This is a genomic window from Flavobacterium sp. (genome assembly GCF_017744675.1).
In the GTDB taxonomy this organism is placed as follows: Bacteria; Bacteroidota; Bacteroidia; order Flavobacteriales; family Flavobacteriaceae; genus Flavobacterium.
On the sequence record NZ_JAGIAV010000002.1, the window covers coordinates 318,912 to 335,311 of the forward strand.

General features: G+C 34.0%; 11 protein-coding genes. 7 read left to right on the top strand and 4 right to left on the bottom strand.

The window, feature by feature from the left end:
- Nucleotides 1-188 precede the first annotated feature (188 nt).
- From purL to J7574_RS06895, 6 genes are all read left to right on the top strand, one after another.
- Entirely contained in the window at nt 189-3,842 is a 3,654-nt protein-coding gene (purL, locus tag J7574_RS06870) for a phosphoribosylformylglycinamidine synthase (RefSeq protein ID WP_290966144.1), read from the top strand.
- A 241-nt stretch (nt 3,843-4,083) separates the two neighbouring features.
- A complete protein-coding gene (locus J7574_RS06875; RefSeq protein WP_290966149.1) occupies nt 4,084-6,495 on the top strand; it encodes a TonB-dependent receptor in 2,412 nt (803 codons plus the stop codon).
- 144 nt (nt 6,496-6,639) lie between these two features.
- Nucleotides 6,640-7,071, top strand: a complete 432-nt coding sequence (locus J7574_RS06880; protein WP_290966158.1) for a hypothetical protein — start codon at nt 6,640-6,642, stop codon at nt 7,069-7,071.
- Nucleotides 7,072-7,248: 177 nt separating this feature from the next.
- Nucleotides 7,249-9,027, top strand: a complete 1,779-nt coding sequence (locus tag J7574_RS06885) for a long-chain fatty acid--CoA ligase (RefSeq protein WP_290966160.1) — start codon at nt 7,249-7,251, stop codon at nt 9,025-9,027.
- Between the two features lie 126 nt (nt 9,028-9,153).
- Complete coding sequence (locus J7574_RS06890) at nt 9,154-10,008, top strand: hypothetical protein (RefSeq protein ID WP_290966163.1); 855 nt, start codon at nt 9,154-9,156, stop codon at nt 10,006-10,008.
- A gap of 135 nt (nt 10,009-10,143) precedes the next feature.
- The gene (locus J7574_RS06895) at nt 10,144-11,058 is read left to right on the top strand and encodes a phytanoyl-CoA dioxygenase family protein (RefSeq protein ID WP_290966166.1); all 915 of its coding nucleotides are present in this window, start codon (nt 10,144-10,146) and stop codon (nt 11,056-11,058) included.
- 106 nt (nt 11,059-11,164) lie between these two features.
- Here J7574_RS06895 and J7574_RS06900 read toward each other — a convergent pair whose 3' ends face one another.
- From J7574_RS06900 to J7574_RS06915, 4 genes are all read right to left on the bottom strand, one after another.
- Nucleotides 11,165-11,710: a 3'-5' exonuclease gene (locus tag J7574_RS06900; RefSeq protein WP_290966168.1), complete on the bottom strand. Its 546-nt coding sequence runs from the start codon at nt 11,708-11,710 to the stop codon at nt 11,165-11,167.
- Between the two features lie 151 nt (nt 11,711-11,861).
- Nucleotides 11,862-12,368 carry a hypothetical protein gene (locus J7574_RS06905; RefSeq protein WP_290966170.1) on the bottom strand — a complete coding sequence of 169 codons (507 nt, stop codon included), beginning with the start codon at nt 12,366-12,368 and terminating at the stop codon, nt 11,862-11,864.
- A 1,284-nt stretch (nt 12,369-13,652) separates the two neighbouring features.
- A complete protein-coding gene (locus J7574_RS06910; protein WP_290966172.1) occupies nt 13,653-14,279 on the bottom strand; it encodes a hypothetical protein in 627 nt (208 codons plus the stop codon).
- Nucleotides 14,280-14,291: 12 nt separating this feature from the next.
- On the bottom strand, nt 14,292-15,560 hold the full coding sequence (locus tag J7574_RS06915) for a hypothetical protein (RefSeq protein WP_290966175.1): 1,269 nt from the start codon (nt 15,558-15,560) through the stop codon (nt 14,292-14,294).
- Between the two features lie 208 nt (nt 15,561-15,768).
- Here J7574_RS06915 and J7574_RS06920 point away from each other — a divergent pair, with 208 nt between their 5' ends.
- Entirely contained in the window at nt 15,769-16,398 is a 630-nt protein-coding gene (locus J7574_RS06920) for a response regulator transcription factor (RefSeq protein WP_290966177.1), read from the top strand.
- Nucleotides 16,399-16,400: the final 2 nt, after the last annotated feature.

The window sequence follows — 16,400 nt, forward strand, 5'->3', positions numbered from 1 at the left end:
TATCAAAGAAGACATTTTATTAAATCTTTATTTTTTTCAAAAGACCGAAACCCTTGATTTTGCGTCTTTTTGGTAGAAAAAATGCAAGAAAAAAGCAATTTCATTTTTTTTAGAAAGAGATCGTTTTCAAATTTGCGCTTACTATTTATTTACATTAAATTTGCAGCTCAATACAACAAACTACACAAATGATCCATTTCTTTGAAAACCAAAGCAAAACTGTTTTTGCCGTACAAACGCAAAACGAAATTTCAGCTCAAGACATTTCAAAATTAAACTGGCTTTTTGCCGACGCGAGTAAAATCGAAAAATCAGCATTATCTGGTTTCTTCGTTGGTCCACGCGCTACAATGATTACACCTTGGAGTACAAATGCTGTAGAAATCACTCAAAATATGGGTATTTCAGGTATTATCAGAATCGAAGAATTTCATCCAGCAACGGCTGATTTTACTGATTTTGATCCGATGCTTTTCCAAAAATTCAACGAATTAGATCAGGAAATCTTCACTATCAACATTCAGCCAGAACCAATTTTGGAGATTGATGATATTGCGGCTTACAACAAAGTTGAAGGTTTAGCTTTAAGCGAAGAAGAAGTTGAATACCTAAACAATCTTTCAACTAAACTGGGAAGAAAATTAACTGACTCCGAGATTTTTGCTTTCTCTCAAGCAAATTCAGAGCACTGCCGTCACAAAATTTTCAACGGAACTTTTGTGATCGATGGCGAAGAAAAAGAAACTTCTCTTTTCAAATTAATCAAAAAAACATCTCAGGAAAATCCTAACGATATTGTTTCTGCTTACAAAGACAACGTTGCTTTTGTAAAAGGACCAAAAGTGCAGCAATTTGCACCAAAATCTGCTGATAAACCTGATTTTTACGAAATAAAAGAATTTGATTCGGTTATCTCATTAAAAGCCGAAACACACAATTTCCCAACTACTGTTGAGCCTTTCAACGGTGCTGCTACGGGATCAGGAGGAGAAATCCGTGACCGTTTAGCAGGAGGACAAGGTTCGCTTCCTTTAGCTGGAACTGCGGTTTACATGACCTCTTACTCTCGTTTGAAAGAAGACCGTAAATGGGAAAATGCAGTGGAAGAAAGAAAATGGTTGTACCAAACTCCAATGGATATTTTGATCAAAGCTTCAAACGGAGCTTCAGATTTCGGAAATAAATTTGGTCAGCCGCTTATTACAGGTTCTGTTTTAACTTTTGAACACGAAGAAGAAAACAGAAAAATTGGTTACGATAAAGTAATCATGCAAGCGGGTGGAATTGGATACGGAAAACTAGACCAATCAATTAAACACAAACCAAAAGAAGGCGATAAAATCGTTATTCTTGGAGGTGAAAACTATAGAATTGGAATGGGTGGTGCTGCAGTTTCTTCTGCAGATACAGGAGCTTTCGGTTCAGGAATTGAGTTGAATGCGATTCAGCGTTCAAATCCAGAAATGCAAAAACGTGCTGCAAATGCAATACGCGGATTGGTAGAAAGCGACAATAACCCAATTGTTTCGATTCACGATCACGGTGCGGGCGGACACTTAAACTGTCTTTCTGAATTAGTGGAAGAAACTGGAGGTTTAATCGATTTAGACAAATTGCCTGTTGGAGATCCTACTCTTTCTGCAAAAGAAATTATTGGTAACGAATCTCAAGAAAGAATGGGATTGGTTATTGGTCAAAAAGATATCGATACCTTACAAAGAATTGCTGACAGAGAGCGTTCTCCAATGTATCAGGTTGGAGATGTAACGGGCGATCACCGTTTTACTTTCGAATCAAAAACTACTGGTGTTAAACCAATGGATTATGCTTTGGAAGATTTCTTCGGAAGTTCTCCAAAAACAATCATGACAGATAAAAAAGTAGACAGAAAATATGCTGATGTTGCTTACAACGCTGGAGATTTTGAAAGCTACTTAAAAGATGTTTTACGTTTAGAGGCTGTTGCTTCAAAAGACTGGTTGACTAACAAAGTCGACCGTTGTGTTGGAGGAAAAGTTGCTAAACAGCAAAATGCAGGTCCGTTACAATTGCCTTTGAACAACGTAGGTGTAATGGCTTTGGATTACTTAGGAAAAGAAGGAATCGCAACTTCTATCGGGCACGCTCCTATTGCGGCTTTGATCGATCCAGTTGCGGGATCTAGAAATGCTATTGCAGAATCTTTATCTAACTTAGTTTGGGCACCAATTATCAATGGTTTAAAAGGAGTTTCATTATCTGCAAACTGGATGTGGGCTTGTAAAAACGAAGGGGAAGACGCTCGTTTATACGAAGCTGTACAAGGTTGTTCTGAATTTGCAATCGAATTAGGAATCAACATTCCGACAGGAAAAGATTCACTTTCAATGAAACAAAAATATCCAAATGACGAAGTAATTGCGCCTGGAACGGTTATTATTTCGGCTGCTGGAAACTGTACAGATATTAGAAAAGTGGTTGAGCCTGTTTTACAGAAAAACGGAGATTCAATTTATTATATCAATTTGTCTCAGGATGATTTCAAATTAGGAGGTTCGTCTTTTGCACAAATCAGAAATACAATTGGAAACGAAACTTCTACGATTAAAGATTCGGCTTTCTTCAAAAATGCATTTAATACAGTTCAGGAATTAATCGGCGAAAGCCAAATTTTAGCAGGACACGATATTGGAAGCGGTGGTTTGATCACTACTTTATTAGAAATGTGTTTTGCTGATGTAAATCTTGGAGCTAAAATTGATTTCAGCGCTTTCGCGGAAAAAGACTTATTGAAAATCCTTTTCGCAGAAAACATCGGAATCGTATTCCAAGCAAAATCAGATGCAGCTGTTGAAGCTAAATTAAAAGCGAACAATATCGAGTTCTTTAAATTAGGTTCGGTTCAGGAAACGGCGAGTTTGGATTTTGGAACTTATAAATTGGATATTCCAACCTACAGAGATGTTTGGTTTGAAACTTCTTATTTATTAGACCAAAAACAATCTAAAAACGGAAGAGCTCTAGCACGTTTTGAAAACTATAAAAATCAGGTTTTAAATTATACTTTCCCAACTCACTTTACAGGAAAGAAACCAGAAATCGACAATTCTAAACCAAGACCAAAAGCAGCGATTATCCGTGAAAAAGGAAGTAATTCTGAGCGTGAAATGGCAAACGCAATGTACTTGGCTGGATTTGACGTAAAAGACGTTCACATGACCGATTTAATTTCTGGTCGCGAAACTCTTGAAGATATTCAATTCATCGGAGCTGTTGGTGGATTCTCTAACTCTGACGTTTTAGGTTCTGCTAAAGGTTGGGCTGGAGCTTTCTTGTACAACGAAAAAGCAAAAACAGCTTTAGATAATTTCTTCAAAAGAGAAGATACATTATCTGTTGGAATCTGTAACGGATGCCAATTGTTTATGGAATTGGAAGTAATTAATCCAGAACATGAAGTTCACGGAAAAATGCTTCATAACGAAAGCCAGAAACACGAAAGTATCTTTACATCTGTAACGGTTCAAGAAAACAATTCTGTAATGTTATCTACTTTAGCAGGAAGCACTTTAGGAGTTTGGGTTTCTCACGGAGAAGGTAAGTTTAAATTGCCTCTTGCAGAAGAAAATTACAACATTGTTTCTAAATATGCTTACGAAGGATATCCAGCAAACCCTAACGGTTCTGATTACAACACGGCTATGATGTGTGACAAAACCGGAAGACACTTGGTTATGATGCCTCACATTGAGCGTTCGACTTTCCAATGGAACTGGGCGCATTATCCAAAAGACAGAAACGACGAGGTTACACCTTGGCACGAAGCTTTTGTTAATGCCAGAAAATGGATTGAAAAAAACTAAGAAATATATTTTTAATATAGAAAGCGCTCGAATTTATCGGGCGTTTTTTTTTGATCACCACGACCCGAGCGATAGGAATAGGCGTAGCAATTCACGAATTTTCATTAAATCAATTTTTGCAAATAAAAATTCGTGAATTCGTGGCTATTAAACCCCATTTAAAAAGACTCTAAGATTAATTTAATGGTATCTTAAGACAGTTTAAGCAAACGCAACCCTTTTGAGTAAATATCTTTGCAAAATGAAAAAACTGAAACAAAATTTACTCGCTGCAATTCTCTTATTTGCTATAAGCCAATACTCTTTTTGCCAAAAAACAAATTCTATTAACGGAACTGTATCAGATGGAAAAAATCCGATCGAGTTTGTTGATGTGGTTTTAAAACCAGTTACCGATACCACCAAAACTTTGGCTTACGCCAGTACCGATGCTTCTGGGAAATTTATTCTTGAAAATATAAATCCTTCAGAATATATTTTAAAATTCCGTTTGATTGGTTTTAAATCCTATAATCAAAAAATAAAATATACAGGTTCTCCTATTTCGCTTAACACAATTGTTTTACAGGAAGATGCCAATTTACTGAATACCGTTGTCGTTAAATCGGAGAAAAAACAAATCCAGAAAACCGCTGAAGGTTTTGTTTTTAATGCGGTTTCGAATATTTCGCAATCTGGCGGAACGGCAATCGATCTGCTGAAAAATATTCCAACAGTTGCGGTAGATGCTGATGATGCTATTTCGCTAAGAGGAAAAACACCTCTAATTTTGATTAACGGAAAAAATTCTGCTATTACCAATATGAATCAGATTCCAGCAAGCAGTATTGAAAGCATTGAAGTTATTACAAGTCCGACGGCAAAATATGATGCCAATGCTGAAAGCGGGATCATTAATATTAAACTCAAAAAAAATAACTTAAACGGGATAAATGGTGCAGCCGTTCTGGGTGGCGGATTTGGAGCAAAAGGAAGAGTAAGCTCTTCTGCGCTATTGAATTATAAAAATGATAAATGGAATGTGGGCCTAGCTTATGATAATCGTTTTGCAGGCAGAACCAAGGAAATAAATGGAGAAAGAACCAATTATTTTATTGATGATGAACATTATATCAAACAGCACAGGAATGATGAACGAACTGAAGGTTTACAGAATTTAAAGTTTAATCTGGATTTTACTCCAAATGAAAAAAACAGCTTTTCATTTGAAGCGCTTGGAAATATGGAAAGTCAGGACAATCACGAAACTTTGTACACACAGGTAAACACTAGCAGTGATGCTTTTTTCTCCAAAAACAAAAGACATTCTCTAGAACTTGAACGCTCCAAAGTAGCCGAATTTTCTTTTAACTATGACAGAAAATTTGATGACATCCAAAAATCTTTGAATGCAAGCATTACCTCTTCATTTAATCATGATCGCGAGAACACAGATATCGACACCTATAATTATGACGAATACAATCAGCAAATTGGCGATGTTTTGCTGCAGCGAACCCACAACTACGAACACGAAAACATTACAAACGCAATTTTAAATTATGCTGTGCCCGTTTCTGCAAAAACAACGCTCGAAACAGGTTATAAAGGAACTTTCAGATTCTTTAATTCTGATTTTCAAAGTGCCGATTTCGTCAATGGTGACTATGTAATTAATCCGCTTGCTAGTAATATTTTCCATTTTAACGAACAGATAAGTGCATTTTATGGTCTGTTAAATTCTTATTCAGGAACGAAAGACAATCAGAAATGGAAATACAACTTAGGACTCCGCGCCGAACAAGTTTCAAATAACGGAAAAACAGAATCTGGAACTGATAATTTCTCGAACAGCTATTTAAAATTTTTCCCATCAGCATCTGTTCAATTAAATCTGAAATCGGATGAGTTTGTAAAATTCGGTTACAGCAAACGTATCAATCGTCCAGATTTAGATGATTTGAATCCTTTTATTGACATTACAGATGCATTGAATCCGCATGGGGGAAACCCTTATTTAAAACCTGAAATCATCCATATTGTAGAATTAAGTTATAATAAAGAATGGAGTAATTATTCTCTTTCTGGAAATGCTTTCTATAGAAATGCCAATAATACCATTAGACAATATGGAACACTTCAAGACAATGGTGTTGTTTTATTGCAGCCACAAAATATTGGAAACATGGTTACCTACGGACTTGAAGGTGTTTTCAGCCTCAAACCATTTTCTTTTTATGATGCCAATATTAGCTTAACAGCTTTTCAGCAAAATATTAGCGCCGGCAATTTAGAACAAGCAGAAGATGTTGTAAAAAGTGCTTTCAGCTGGTACGGAAAAGTCATTAATAATTTTGTACCGTGGAAAGGCGGAAAACTTCAAATTATAGGAAACTACAATTCTGCTGTTGCAACTCCGCAAGGAAAAAGAATTCCGATTTATAATGTAGATATGGGATTCCAACAAAAATTAGGAAAGGGAAATGCCCGATTAGGACTAGTTGTGACCGATATTTTTAACACGTTAGAAAGCGGTTATAAAAACAATACGCTATTATTCAGAAATCAAAGAACTTCAAAATCAGACACGAGAGCTTTGATGATTACATTTGCTTACACCTTTAGATCTGACTTTAAAGAAAAATTATTAGAAAATCAGTTCTCGGCAGAGTAAAAACTGATCTTTAATGCTAAAAAAAGAAAAATTTCATTCTTGTATTTTTAAGCCATAATTCTATTGAAAATTGAATTATATTCGCCGAAAGAAATCATCCCCACCGATTTTTTTCAGTCCCAAAAACACTTAATCCTACATAGAATGAAATTTTTCCATTTATTAGTGGCAACACTATTCTTTACTGCCTTTCAATCGCATTCACAAGTTCATGTTGATCCCATTATCCATAATTCAAAAGAACGTTATATTACCACCACAATTGGCTATCCAGTTCTAGGAACTTATGCTCCGTTAAACCAGAAAGAACCTATTACCGTTTTAAATCCAGACGGAACAGGTTTTATTCAGGCAGACGATTTAAGCAAACAGAAAATCAATTGGGGAATTGAGTGTACAGATGAAGGCGTTCCTATTTTTAAAGAAGGATTCAACAGCGCTTCTTATACTTTCTGGTACAGGCCAAATGACAGTGAAGAATGGTATTATTCTCAATTCTCTATTCATTTTGCCAAGAAAAAAATGTTTCTAATGGGCGAAAGAGTAAAAACATACGAAGATTACAACGTACAATAGCTTTTAAAAAACAGTTTCAAATTAAATTTTTCTCGATTTTTTAGAAATTTCCCGACAAAAAAGAAAACGTTTTCGTTGATTTTTAATAGTCTCTGTAAATTTTCCCATTAAATTTTATAAAACTGAAAATCATACCCAAATTTTATTTAATTTGCAATAAAATTCAATATATTAAACATGGTTTCAATCACACGCCTTTTTGATTTTCCCTATTATCAACAAGAAACTTATAATCTTCCGGTTGCCCTAGCAACTAAAAAAAATGGAGTCTGGGAAAAAACATCTAGCCAAGAATATATTGCAAAAGCAAATGCTGTTTCGAGAGCATTATTGCGTATGGGCGTTCAGAGAGATGATAAAATCGCATTAATTACTTCAAATAACAGAACGGAGTGGAATATAATGGATATTGGTATTTTGCAGACAGGCGCTCAAAATGTTCCGATTTATCCAACTATCGCAGAAGAAGATTACGAATATATTTTAAATCATAGTGGCAGCATTTACTGTTTTGTTTCTGATGAAGAAGTGTTGCAAAAAGTAAATGCCATTAAAGCCAATGTGCCAACTTTAAAAGAAGTATATTCTTTTAATGAAATTCCAGGATGCAAACATTGGACAGATCTTCTTGCTCTTGGCGAAGACGAAAGCAATCAAAGCGAAGTTGAAGCTAGAAAAGACAGCATCAAAACAGATGATTTGGCTACTATTATCTATACTTCTGGAACAACAGGAAGACCTAAAGGAGTTATGCTTTCGCACAAAAATATTGTGTCAAATGTTTTAGACAGCGCGCCTAGAATTCCGTTTGATCCAGGAAAAAGCACTGCATTAAGCTTCTTGCCTATCTGCCATATTTTTGAAAGAATGATTTTGTACATCTATCAATTTTATGGTGTTTCGGTTTATTTTGGAGAATCGATCGATAAAATTAGTGATAACTTAAAAGAAGTTCGTCCAACTGTAATTACAGCTGTTCCAAGACTTTTAGAAAAAGTTTACGATAAAATTTATGCTAAAGGAGCAGAACTTACAGGAATTAAGAAAAAACTATTTTTCTGGGCTATTGATTTAGGTTTAAAATATGAACCATACGGAGCAAATGGCGCTTGGTATGAGTTCCAATTAAAGATTGCCCGTAAACTGATTTTCAGCAAATGGAAAGAAGGTTTGGGCGGAAATTTAGATTTAATGGTTTCTGGAAGTGCCGCTTTACAGCCACGTTTAACACGAGTTTTTGCTGCTGCAGAAATTCCTGTTATGGAAGGTTACGGTTTATCTGAAACATCGCCAGTAATTGCGGTTAACGACCAAAGAAATAGAGGTTTTAAAATTGGAACTGTAGGGAAACCAATTCGTAACCTTGAAGTTAAAATTGCCGAAGATGGCGAAATTTTATTAAAAGGACCAAACGTAATGTTAGGTTACTACAAAGATCCAGAAAAAACAGCAGAGGCAATTATTGACGGTTATTTCCATACAGGAGATATTGGAGAAATTGACAGCGAAGGTTTCTTGAAAATTACAGATCGTAAGAAAGAAATGTTCAAGACTTCTGGAGGTAAATATATCGCTCCGCAAATGATTGAAAATGCCATGAAACAATCTCGTTTTATTGAGCAGATTATGGTTATTGGCGAAGGCGAAAAAATGCCTGGCGCTTTTATTCAGCCAAACTTTGAATTTGTAAAAGAATGGGCGAAAATCCATAAAATTGCTATAGGAACTACAGATGCGGAAATTGCTTCAAATCCAGATGTCATAAAAAGAATTGATGAAGAAGTAGAAAGCATCAACAAAAAATTCGGCCATTGGGAACAAGTTAAACGCTTTGAGCTGACTCCAGATGTTTGGTCTATCGATGGCGGACAGCTTACTCCGACTTTAAAATTGAAGCGTAAAATTATTAAAGAGATTTACAAAGATCTTTATGCTAAAATCTACGGAAACAATTAATAATCAAAATAATATAACCAAAAACCAAAAGGTCATCTCGATGAGATGGCCTTTTTTTGTTTTGAATATTTTTTTTCTCATCCCACTATTTTTTTTACTTATTTTTAACGCACTAAAAACAAAACAATGAGAGAATATATCTACAATATAGATTGGGCAGAAGTTTGGAATTTTTCAAAACAATTTATCCTGCCAAACATAGGTTGGTTTATATTTTGGATTGTTTTATTTATTGTTTTAGGAATTATTCTGGGCATTGTTTTCAATGTATTTTTATACCGAAAAGAATTCTTTTATCGCGACAAACAATATTACAACTGGATTGCAAAACTTTGGATTCCGTATTTCATGATTGTAATCCTGTATTTCATTACCATGATTGGTTTGTTCTACGGCACACATTCAATTCTCTGCAATGAAAACAAAAACATTGCAGCTCATATTTACAATAACACTTTCGGAAATACATTTTCTTCCGAAAAAGAAAAAAAAGATTTTTTGCATGCCGTGCAAATGCTCTCCAACTCTTCAAACGATGCCAGCAAATCGATTGCCAAAGCATTTGGCACTTATATCAAACAAAACAATAGCGGTTTAAGTGCTCTGGATAACTTCAAAAATTCTTCTACTTCCTATTTGCTTCAAAAATACGAATCGGATGTTTACAGCGCTTGCGTATACGGTTTTATGAAAGCTATTGATAAAAAAGCCGATATGAAAAATGTAAAAAACATTGATTATAACGAATTCAAATCCATGTTAGCAAAACTAGATCAGATTGAACCTCAAAGAATTGAACTTTCTTTACAATCTGAAATGGCTAGAAAATTGCGATCGGTAGAGAATTTTATTTTCTACGAAATTATTAAACATGAATTGCTCTTTCTGCTGTTATTTCTTTTAATTCCGTTTATCGAGTTTCTTATTTACATCAAATTTGTAAAAACGCCAACAACGATTCAGAATACAGCTGCAGTTTAATTTAGGTTAAGATTTAATATTAAATTAATTAACGAGTAATATCTTTTTTAGCATTAAAAAACAGGTATTTTTACTTTAAACGCCTAAATGTAAATCGAGTAATTTTAGTTTTTCTTTCAGATAAAATGAAAAACTATGCCTTGGACAGTTCTCGAACAAATATGGAAGCGTGCAGTAAATCCTCAAAACACAAATCCAAACCTTTCTGATTGGGATAACGAAATTAAAACACTGTACCAATTAGGCATTGGCATGGAAGATACTTTGCATTTTTTATATTTTGAAAAACCTGATTTTGAAACTTTCAAAACCTGGATTAATAATAGAAAGCGAAATACTGCCTCAGAAATCGAAGATTTAACCGAAGATGTATTGTCTGAACAAGATCTTGAATTTTGGAATGAGAACGGTTATATTGTAGTTAAAAATGCCATTTCTAAAGAAGACTGCGAAGCCACACAAAAAGCGATTTGGGACTATCTAAAAATGAACCCGAATGAAAAAGAAAGCTGGTACAGTCGACACGAAGAACAGAAAGGACTCATGCTGAATTTTTCGGATCATGAAACCTTAAACCGCAACCGTTTTTCGCCAAGAGTAAAAAAAGCATACGAACAGCTTTATAAAACCAACAAAATCTACAAGACAATTGACAAAGTTAGCTTTAATCCGCCCGAAACAGATGATTTCCGTTTTCTTGGAAGCGCGCTGCACTGGGATATGAGTTTAAAAAAACCGCTTAATTATGCACTTCAGGGATTGCTTTATTTAACAGACTGTGGCGAAAACGACGGTGCTTTTCATTGCGTTCCGGGATTTCATAACCAAATTAATAAGTGGTTGGACAAACTTGAAACGCACGAAAATCCAAGAACAAAGGCTTTGCAGACATTACAGCCAAAACCAATTACTGGCGATGCAGGCGATTTTATAATTTGGCATAATGCATTGCCACATTGTGCAACGCCAAACAAAGGTAAAAGTCCGCGAATGGTGCAATATCTCACCTATCTTCCAAATGATTATAATGCTGCAGGAGAATGGATTTAAATCGTTTAGAGCGATTGCCCAAAACGCGAAAAACTGTAAATACAACGACTTACAGTTTTCTACAGTTATCGCTATCCTTTGATAACTGCGATTAACAAATTAAAATCTAATTTTTAAGACACCAGTGCAAAATCTTAGCGATGTTTTTAGCATCATCAATGCCACGGTGATGTGTTCCTTCTAATGGAATATTCAATAATTGAAGTGTGCCATTCATTCCTGTTGGTTTAACCAGACCGAACTTTTCGGCAAAATGCTCTTTTACGTTGATATGTTCCTCTCCCATCGGATAGGAAACACCAAACGACCTGCATTGTTTTTTCAGCATATTCAAATCGTATTGGCCGTAACTTGCCCAAGTATACAAATCTGGATTGTACTCATCAATCAATTGATTGATGGCATCTTCAAAACTAACACCATTTTTATCCAGCAAATCTTCTGTAATGGTTGTCAATTCGGTACAAAACAAACTAACGCTCGAACGTTGCGGTTTTACCAATATTCCTTTATTCTTAGAAATTTCACCAGTTTGTGTATCCAAAACAGCCAAACCGATTTCTATAATTTCATTTTGTTGTCCGCTCGGGACTGCACCTTGCCAACACGTGGCTTCTAAATCGATAATAATAATTTTATCTGTAGTTTTCATTTTTTTTAATTTTTAAATAATTGTGTTTAATCTTTTAACCGCAAGGGTCGCAAAGATTTACGCAAAGAAACGCTAAGGTTAGTTTCACGCTCCCGATAGCTATCGGGAGTGGCATAAAACTTTGCGCCTTAGCGCCTTTGTGGCAAAATACCTAGAAGAACATGCTTTTAAAATCTAGAAAGAAACTTCTTTTCTTAGACTTTTTTTCAGCCTTTTCTTTTTTAGCACTGCTTTTCTTCTTCTCAAAAACCGTTTTAACTTTCTCAAGCTTTTTAACCGGTTTTATTTCTTCTTTTTTAGAAGTTTCATAGAACTTTTTGAAAGGACGTGGCTCAAAATCAACCAAAATAGCTGCCATATTTATAGCATCGATGTTTGATGGATCTGTTTCTCCTTTGAAGAACGTTTCGATAGGACGGAACTTGTCTTTCTTTTCCTTGAACTTGTTCTTTTTGGTATGATCGAAATCTAACCCCAAAAGATTCTTGAAAACATTCAAGTCATCTTGAGTTGGATTATTTTCGAAAATAAGCCAGCACAAATCACGAAGCTTACCACGAGATGGCTTGTACAAATAATCAAAGTATTGACCGCCTTTTTCTATCTCGTATTTTTTTCTAATCTCTTTTTTATATTTATCTAATGTATTGTTTTGCATGGCGTTTTTTTTTTTTGCAATTCTTGGGAATCTCAGGAAATCGAAGGCTTTTCTGGGAAATCCAATATCACAAAAGTTTAAAAGCACCCTTGCTTTACCAGAGAAATATCTCTACATGATATATATGGTTTCCCGAAAATGTACCTTTTCATTCCATAGGAAAATGAGCTTCAAATTCATTTTTCCAATTGAGGCAAATGGCGACTCACTAAACTCCATTGCATCTGTTTGACCACCGTGGCCCGACGAATATCCTATTTCTTGATTCATCCTTAAATTTTTATTGTTAAACCTAAAACCTCAGCCTTTACTGCTTATGGTCTTTACTTTTTAGTTCATTCTTATTTTTTTCACGAACAAATTTTACAATTGTTCTACGCAATTATTTTGCGCATTTATTTTTCTTGCCGTTAAGGCACTAAGACACAAAGTCTTCTGTTTATTAATCTTTCTTAAATCTTGCGCCTTTGTGCCTTCCATGGCAAAAAAGCATAAAAAAAGCACCCAATAAAAGGGTGCCTCATTACAAATACGATATATCTATCCTACTGCCTATATTGATGCACCAAAATGTAAAAGCGTTCACGGTCCGAAGCCGCTGACACTAGTCCTGGGTTATGTATGTATAATTTAAAACTCATTTTTTTTATTTTTAAATTGTTGTTGTTGTTGTTGTTTTCTGAAACTTGTTGTTTCAATTTTGTCTGGCAAAGATATGATGGAAAAATTCATATTTCCAAATCTTTTATTAAGATTATTTTTCTGATTATCAAGTGATTAAGCTAAAATTAAAGCAAAGAAATTCCTGTCCGCAAACTGGTGCAGATCTCACTTTTGTATCAAATGACTGTTACTCATCAGATTACTTTCCAAGACTATATCCCTCTATTTTTATTACTCATTAAACATTTTGGTTAAATATTTTTTTAGTTTTTTTTAGTTCTGGTTTGTTTCTTTATCATTTTCCTGTCATGTTGAGCGAAGTCGAAGTGCTTTTTAAGCGAAATCGAAAGTCTTTAAAACAAAAAAAGCGTCCTGAAATGAGGACGCTTTTCTATTTTATGATGAGTTTGACTCTAGTTTTTATACTTCAAATTCATAAAAATACATACGCATCCTGAGCTATTAGCTGGAAAATCTCCGGCCAAACGTTCAAAAAATGGGCTTGATAAAAGTTTCATATGTATTTTTCTGTTTATTAATTACAGATACAAATGTAGTATATTTTAGATTAATTTAACAAAACATACTGGAAATATATTTTTTATAACAAAAAAATCCCTGCTATAATGAACTAAAATTGAATATGAGTTTTAACGATAATCCTTCAACTTGTTTGTTATAATACAAGCTATTATTTGTGTCGTCAAGAGCATTGTAAAAACCTGTTCCATTCGGAATTGGCTTATTTTCATATTGCTCTACAATATATTCTCGTAGCTGTCTATAACTTTTTATTTCATAAAATATACCTGCCATCAAACTGGGAGAAAAGGAATAACCTATACCAATTCCTCCATCAATCTGTTTATTGTAGGAAATTTTATCTGATTGAATATTAAGCAAATCAGTAGACAGTAATAATGATAAACGTTTGTAACTATTCCATGGAAGTTCTTTTTCTTGTTTGTTTTTAGTTATTTCAACAAACGTTTTTTTACCTTCTTCCTCTTTCATTTTTATTTCTCCTAAACGAAATATTATTACTGGCGAAACAACAATGCTGTTTTTATTTAATTCAGTAATCTTTAAGTTATAGTTAGCGTCAGTAGTTAGTGAGTAATCATAAATGTTTTTAAATAAATGATTCGCTCCTATTCCAATTCCTAAAGTCAATCTACTTCCATCTTTAGTTTCTTGTCCTTTTACACTTGTCCCTATTACAAGGAATAATAAAAATAGTTTTTTCATAATACTCCTTATTTAATTTGCCCATCTTACAATTACATCATCTGTAACTGGGTTTATGTTTACCTTAAAAAAAACATTTGCCACAGACGGAGTAAGAATTATTTCTTTATTGTCATAAGTTAGAATTTTGACATAACTTAAATTAGGTCTTTTATTATCAATAGGATCAGGTAATTCAAATAATACTGGATTAACAGAAGATATATTCTTAGCAGAAGTTTGTTCCTTATAGATTTTATAAATAATATCATATTCTTTATATTCAAAAGTTATTGTAGAACGACCACCTCCGCCGTATGGTTTAGCATCAGAGCTACACGAAATACTTCCCATAATTTGTTGCTCTGTTTGATGGTTAAATTTGTAACCTCCTCCAAAACGCTGATACCAATTTTTAACTACTATAGTGCTTGGATCGAATAAGCGACCGCTCGAAGGATTAAAGTTAAAAGCTTTAGAGCTCTTCTCTTTATCTCCTTTCCAGTTACTTGAACCAGTAGAACACTCACAACTATACGATATAAAATCTGTATATCTTTTTTCTGGTTTTTCTTGTTCATAAAAGACTGTCGCACTTCCTATATTTAAAGGAACAACTTGTATAATGAATGGTTCTGATTTGCTTTTTTGCGTTTTAAATAATCCACTTCTGTAATTAAAACTTATTTGAGCATTAAGATAGGTTTCGTTTGAATTAGGTTTAATATCAGATGAATCAATTTTAAAGACTAATTCACTATAATTAGATTGAACAGGCTTGAACTTTTTCCCGTTTATAATTACTGCCACTGATTCTGATCTGTCAAAACTTGTCCCATTAATTTTTATCAGATATTCCTTTGTATAATTGCTTATAAATGGTGGAGTTTGAAATTTAAAAACATTTGGCTCTTTCTTTTTTACGAAAAAGTCATTTGCTGCCTGCGTAATTTTTAATGATATTACATCAATATCGCTAATTCTTTCTTTGATAATTTTATTAAATTCATCAGATAAATTTAAAATTTGATTGTAAGCATTTTGCTGATTTTCTCTTAATACCTTATCAGTATTACCAATAGTTTCATTAATATCCTTCTTCAATCTTGCTGTCATGGAAAGTATCATGTTACCTGAATTTCCAATAGCATTTGTGACTAAATTATCAATTGAATTAATTTGTTTCGATACTGTTGCATCGATTTCATCCAAAGCTATTAAAGCTGCCGCAGCTGTAGTTTGTGCTTTTGTGCTGTTATAATTAAACAACATAATTAGTACTAAAAAAAATAGTTTTTTCATGATTTCTAATGTTTTTGGTTAAACATTTCAAATGTATCCTGAGAACACTATATCAATCAATTACCCTTTCGGGTGATATTTTTTTCATGAAATCTTACATCTTTTTTTTGTAAGTTTATCCACGTTAAGCTTAATTTTAAAAATCACCCAAAAGGGTAATTGCAACAAGTAGGGATATTGTACAACTTTGTGATGAAAATGTTAGCACATGAAAATAAAAGTTGCCATAGTAGAAGACGATAAAAATTATAGTCAAGCACTGAAAAACATAATCGATTTTCAGAAGGACATGGAATGTACAGCCCAATTTTTTAATGGTAAAACTGCTTTGCAAAAACTAGAAGACGTAGAACCAGATGTGGTTTTAATGGACATAAACCTGCAGGATTTATCTGGAATTGATATCGTTTTTGAGTTAAGAGAACTCATGCCTGGAACTCATTTTATAATGTGTACCAGTTTTGAAAATGACGAAAAAATCTTTTCGGCATTGCGCGCCGGTGCGAGCGGTTATCTTGTAAAAGGTGATCCGCTTGACAAAATTATTCAGGCCATTCTGGAAGCGCATAACGGAGGCGCGCCTATGAGTTTTACGATTGCAAAACGTGTGTTACAGCATTTTCAGGAATCAAAAGTACAAGTGCAAAGTCTTGCCTTGCTCACAGTAACTGAAAAAGAAGTTCTCGAACTACTGGCTCAAGGGATGCTTTACAAAGAAATTGCCGATAAAAAGTACGTCACCATCGACACTATAAAAAAGCATATTGGCAACATCTACAGAAAACTGCAGGTAAACAATAAAATTGAAGCTATTAACAAGTTTAACACCAAAAACTAGAA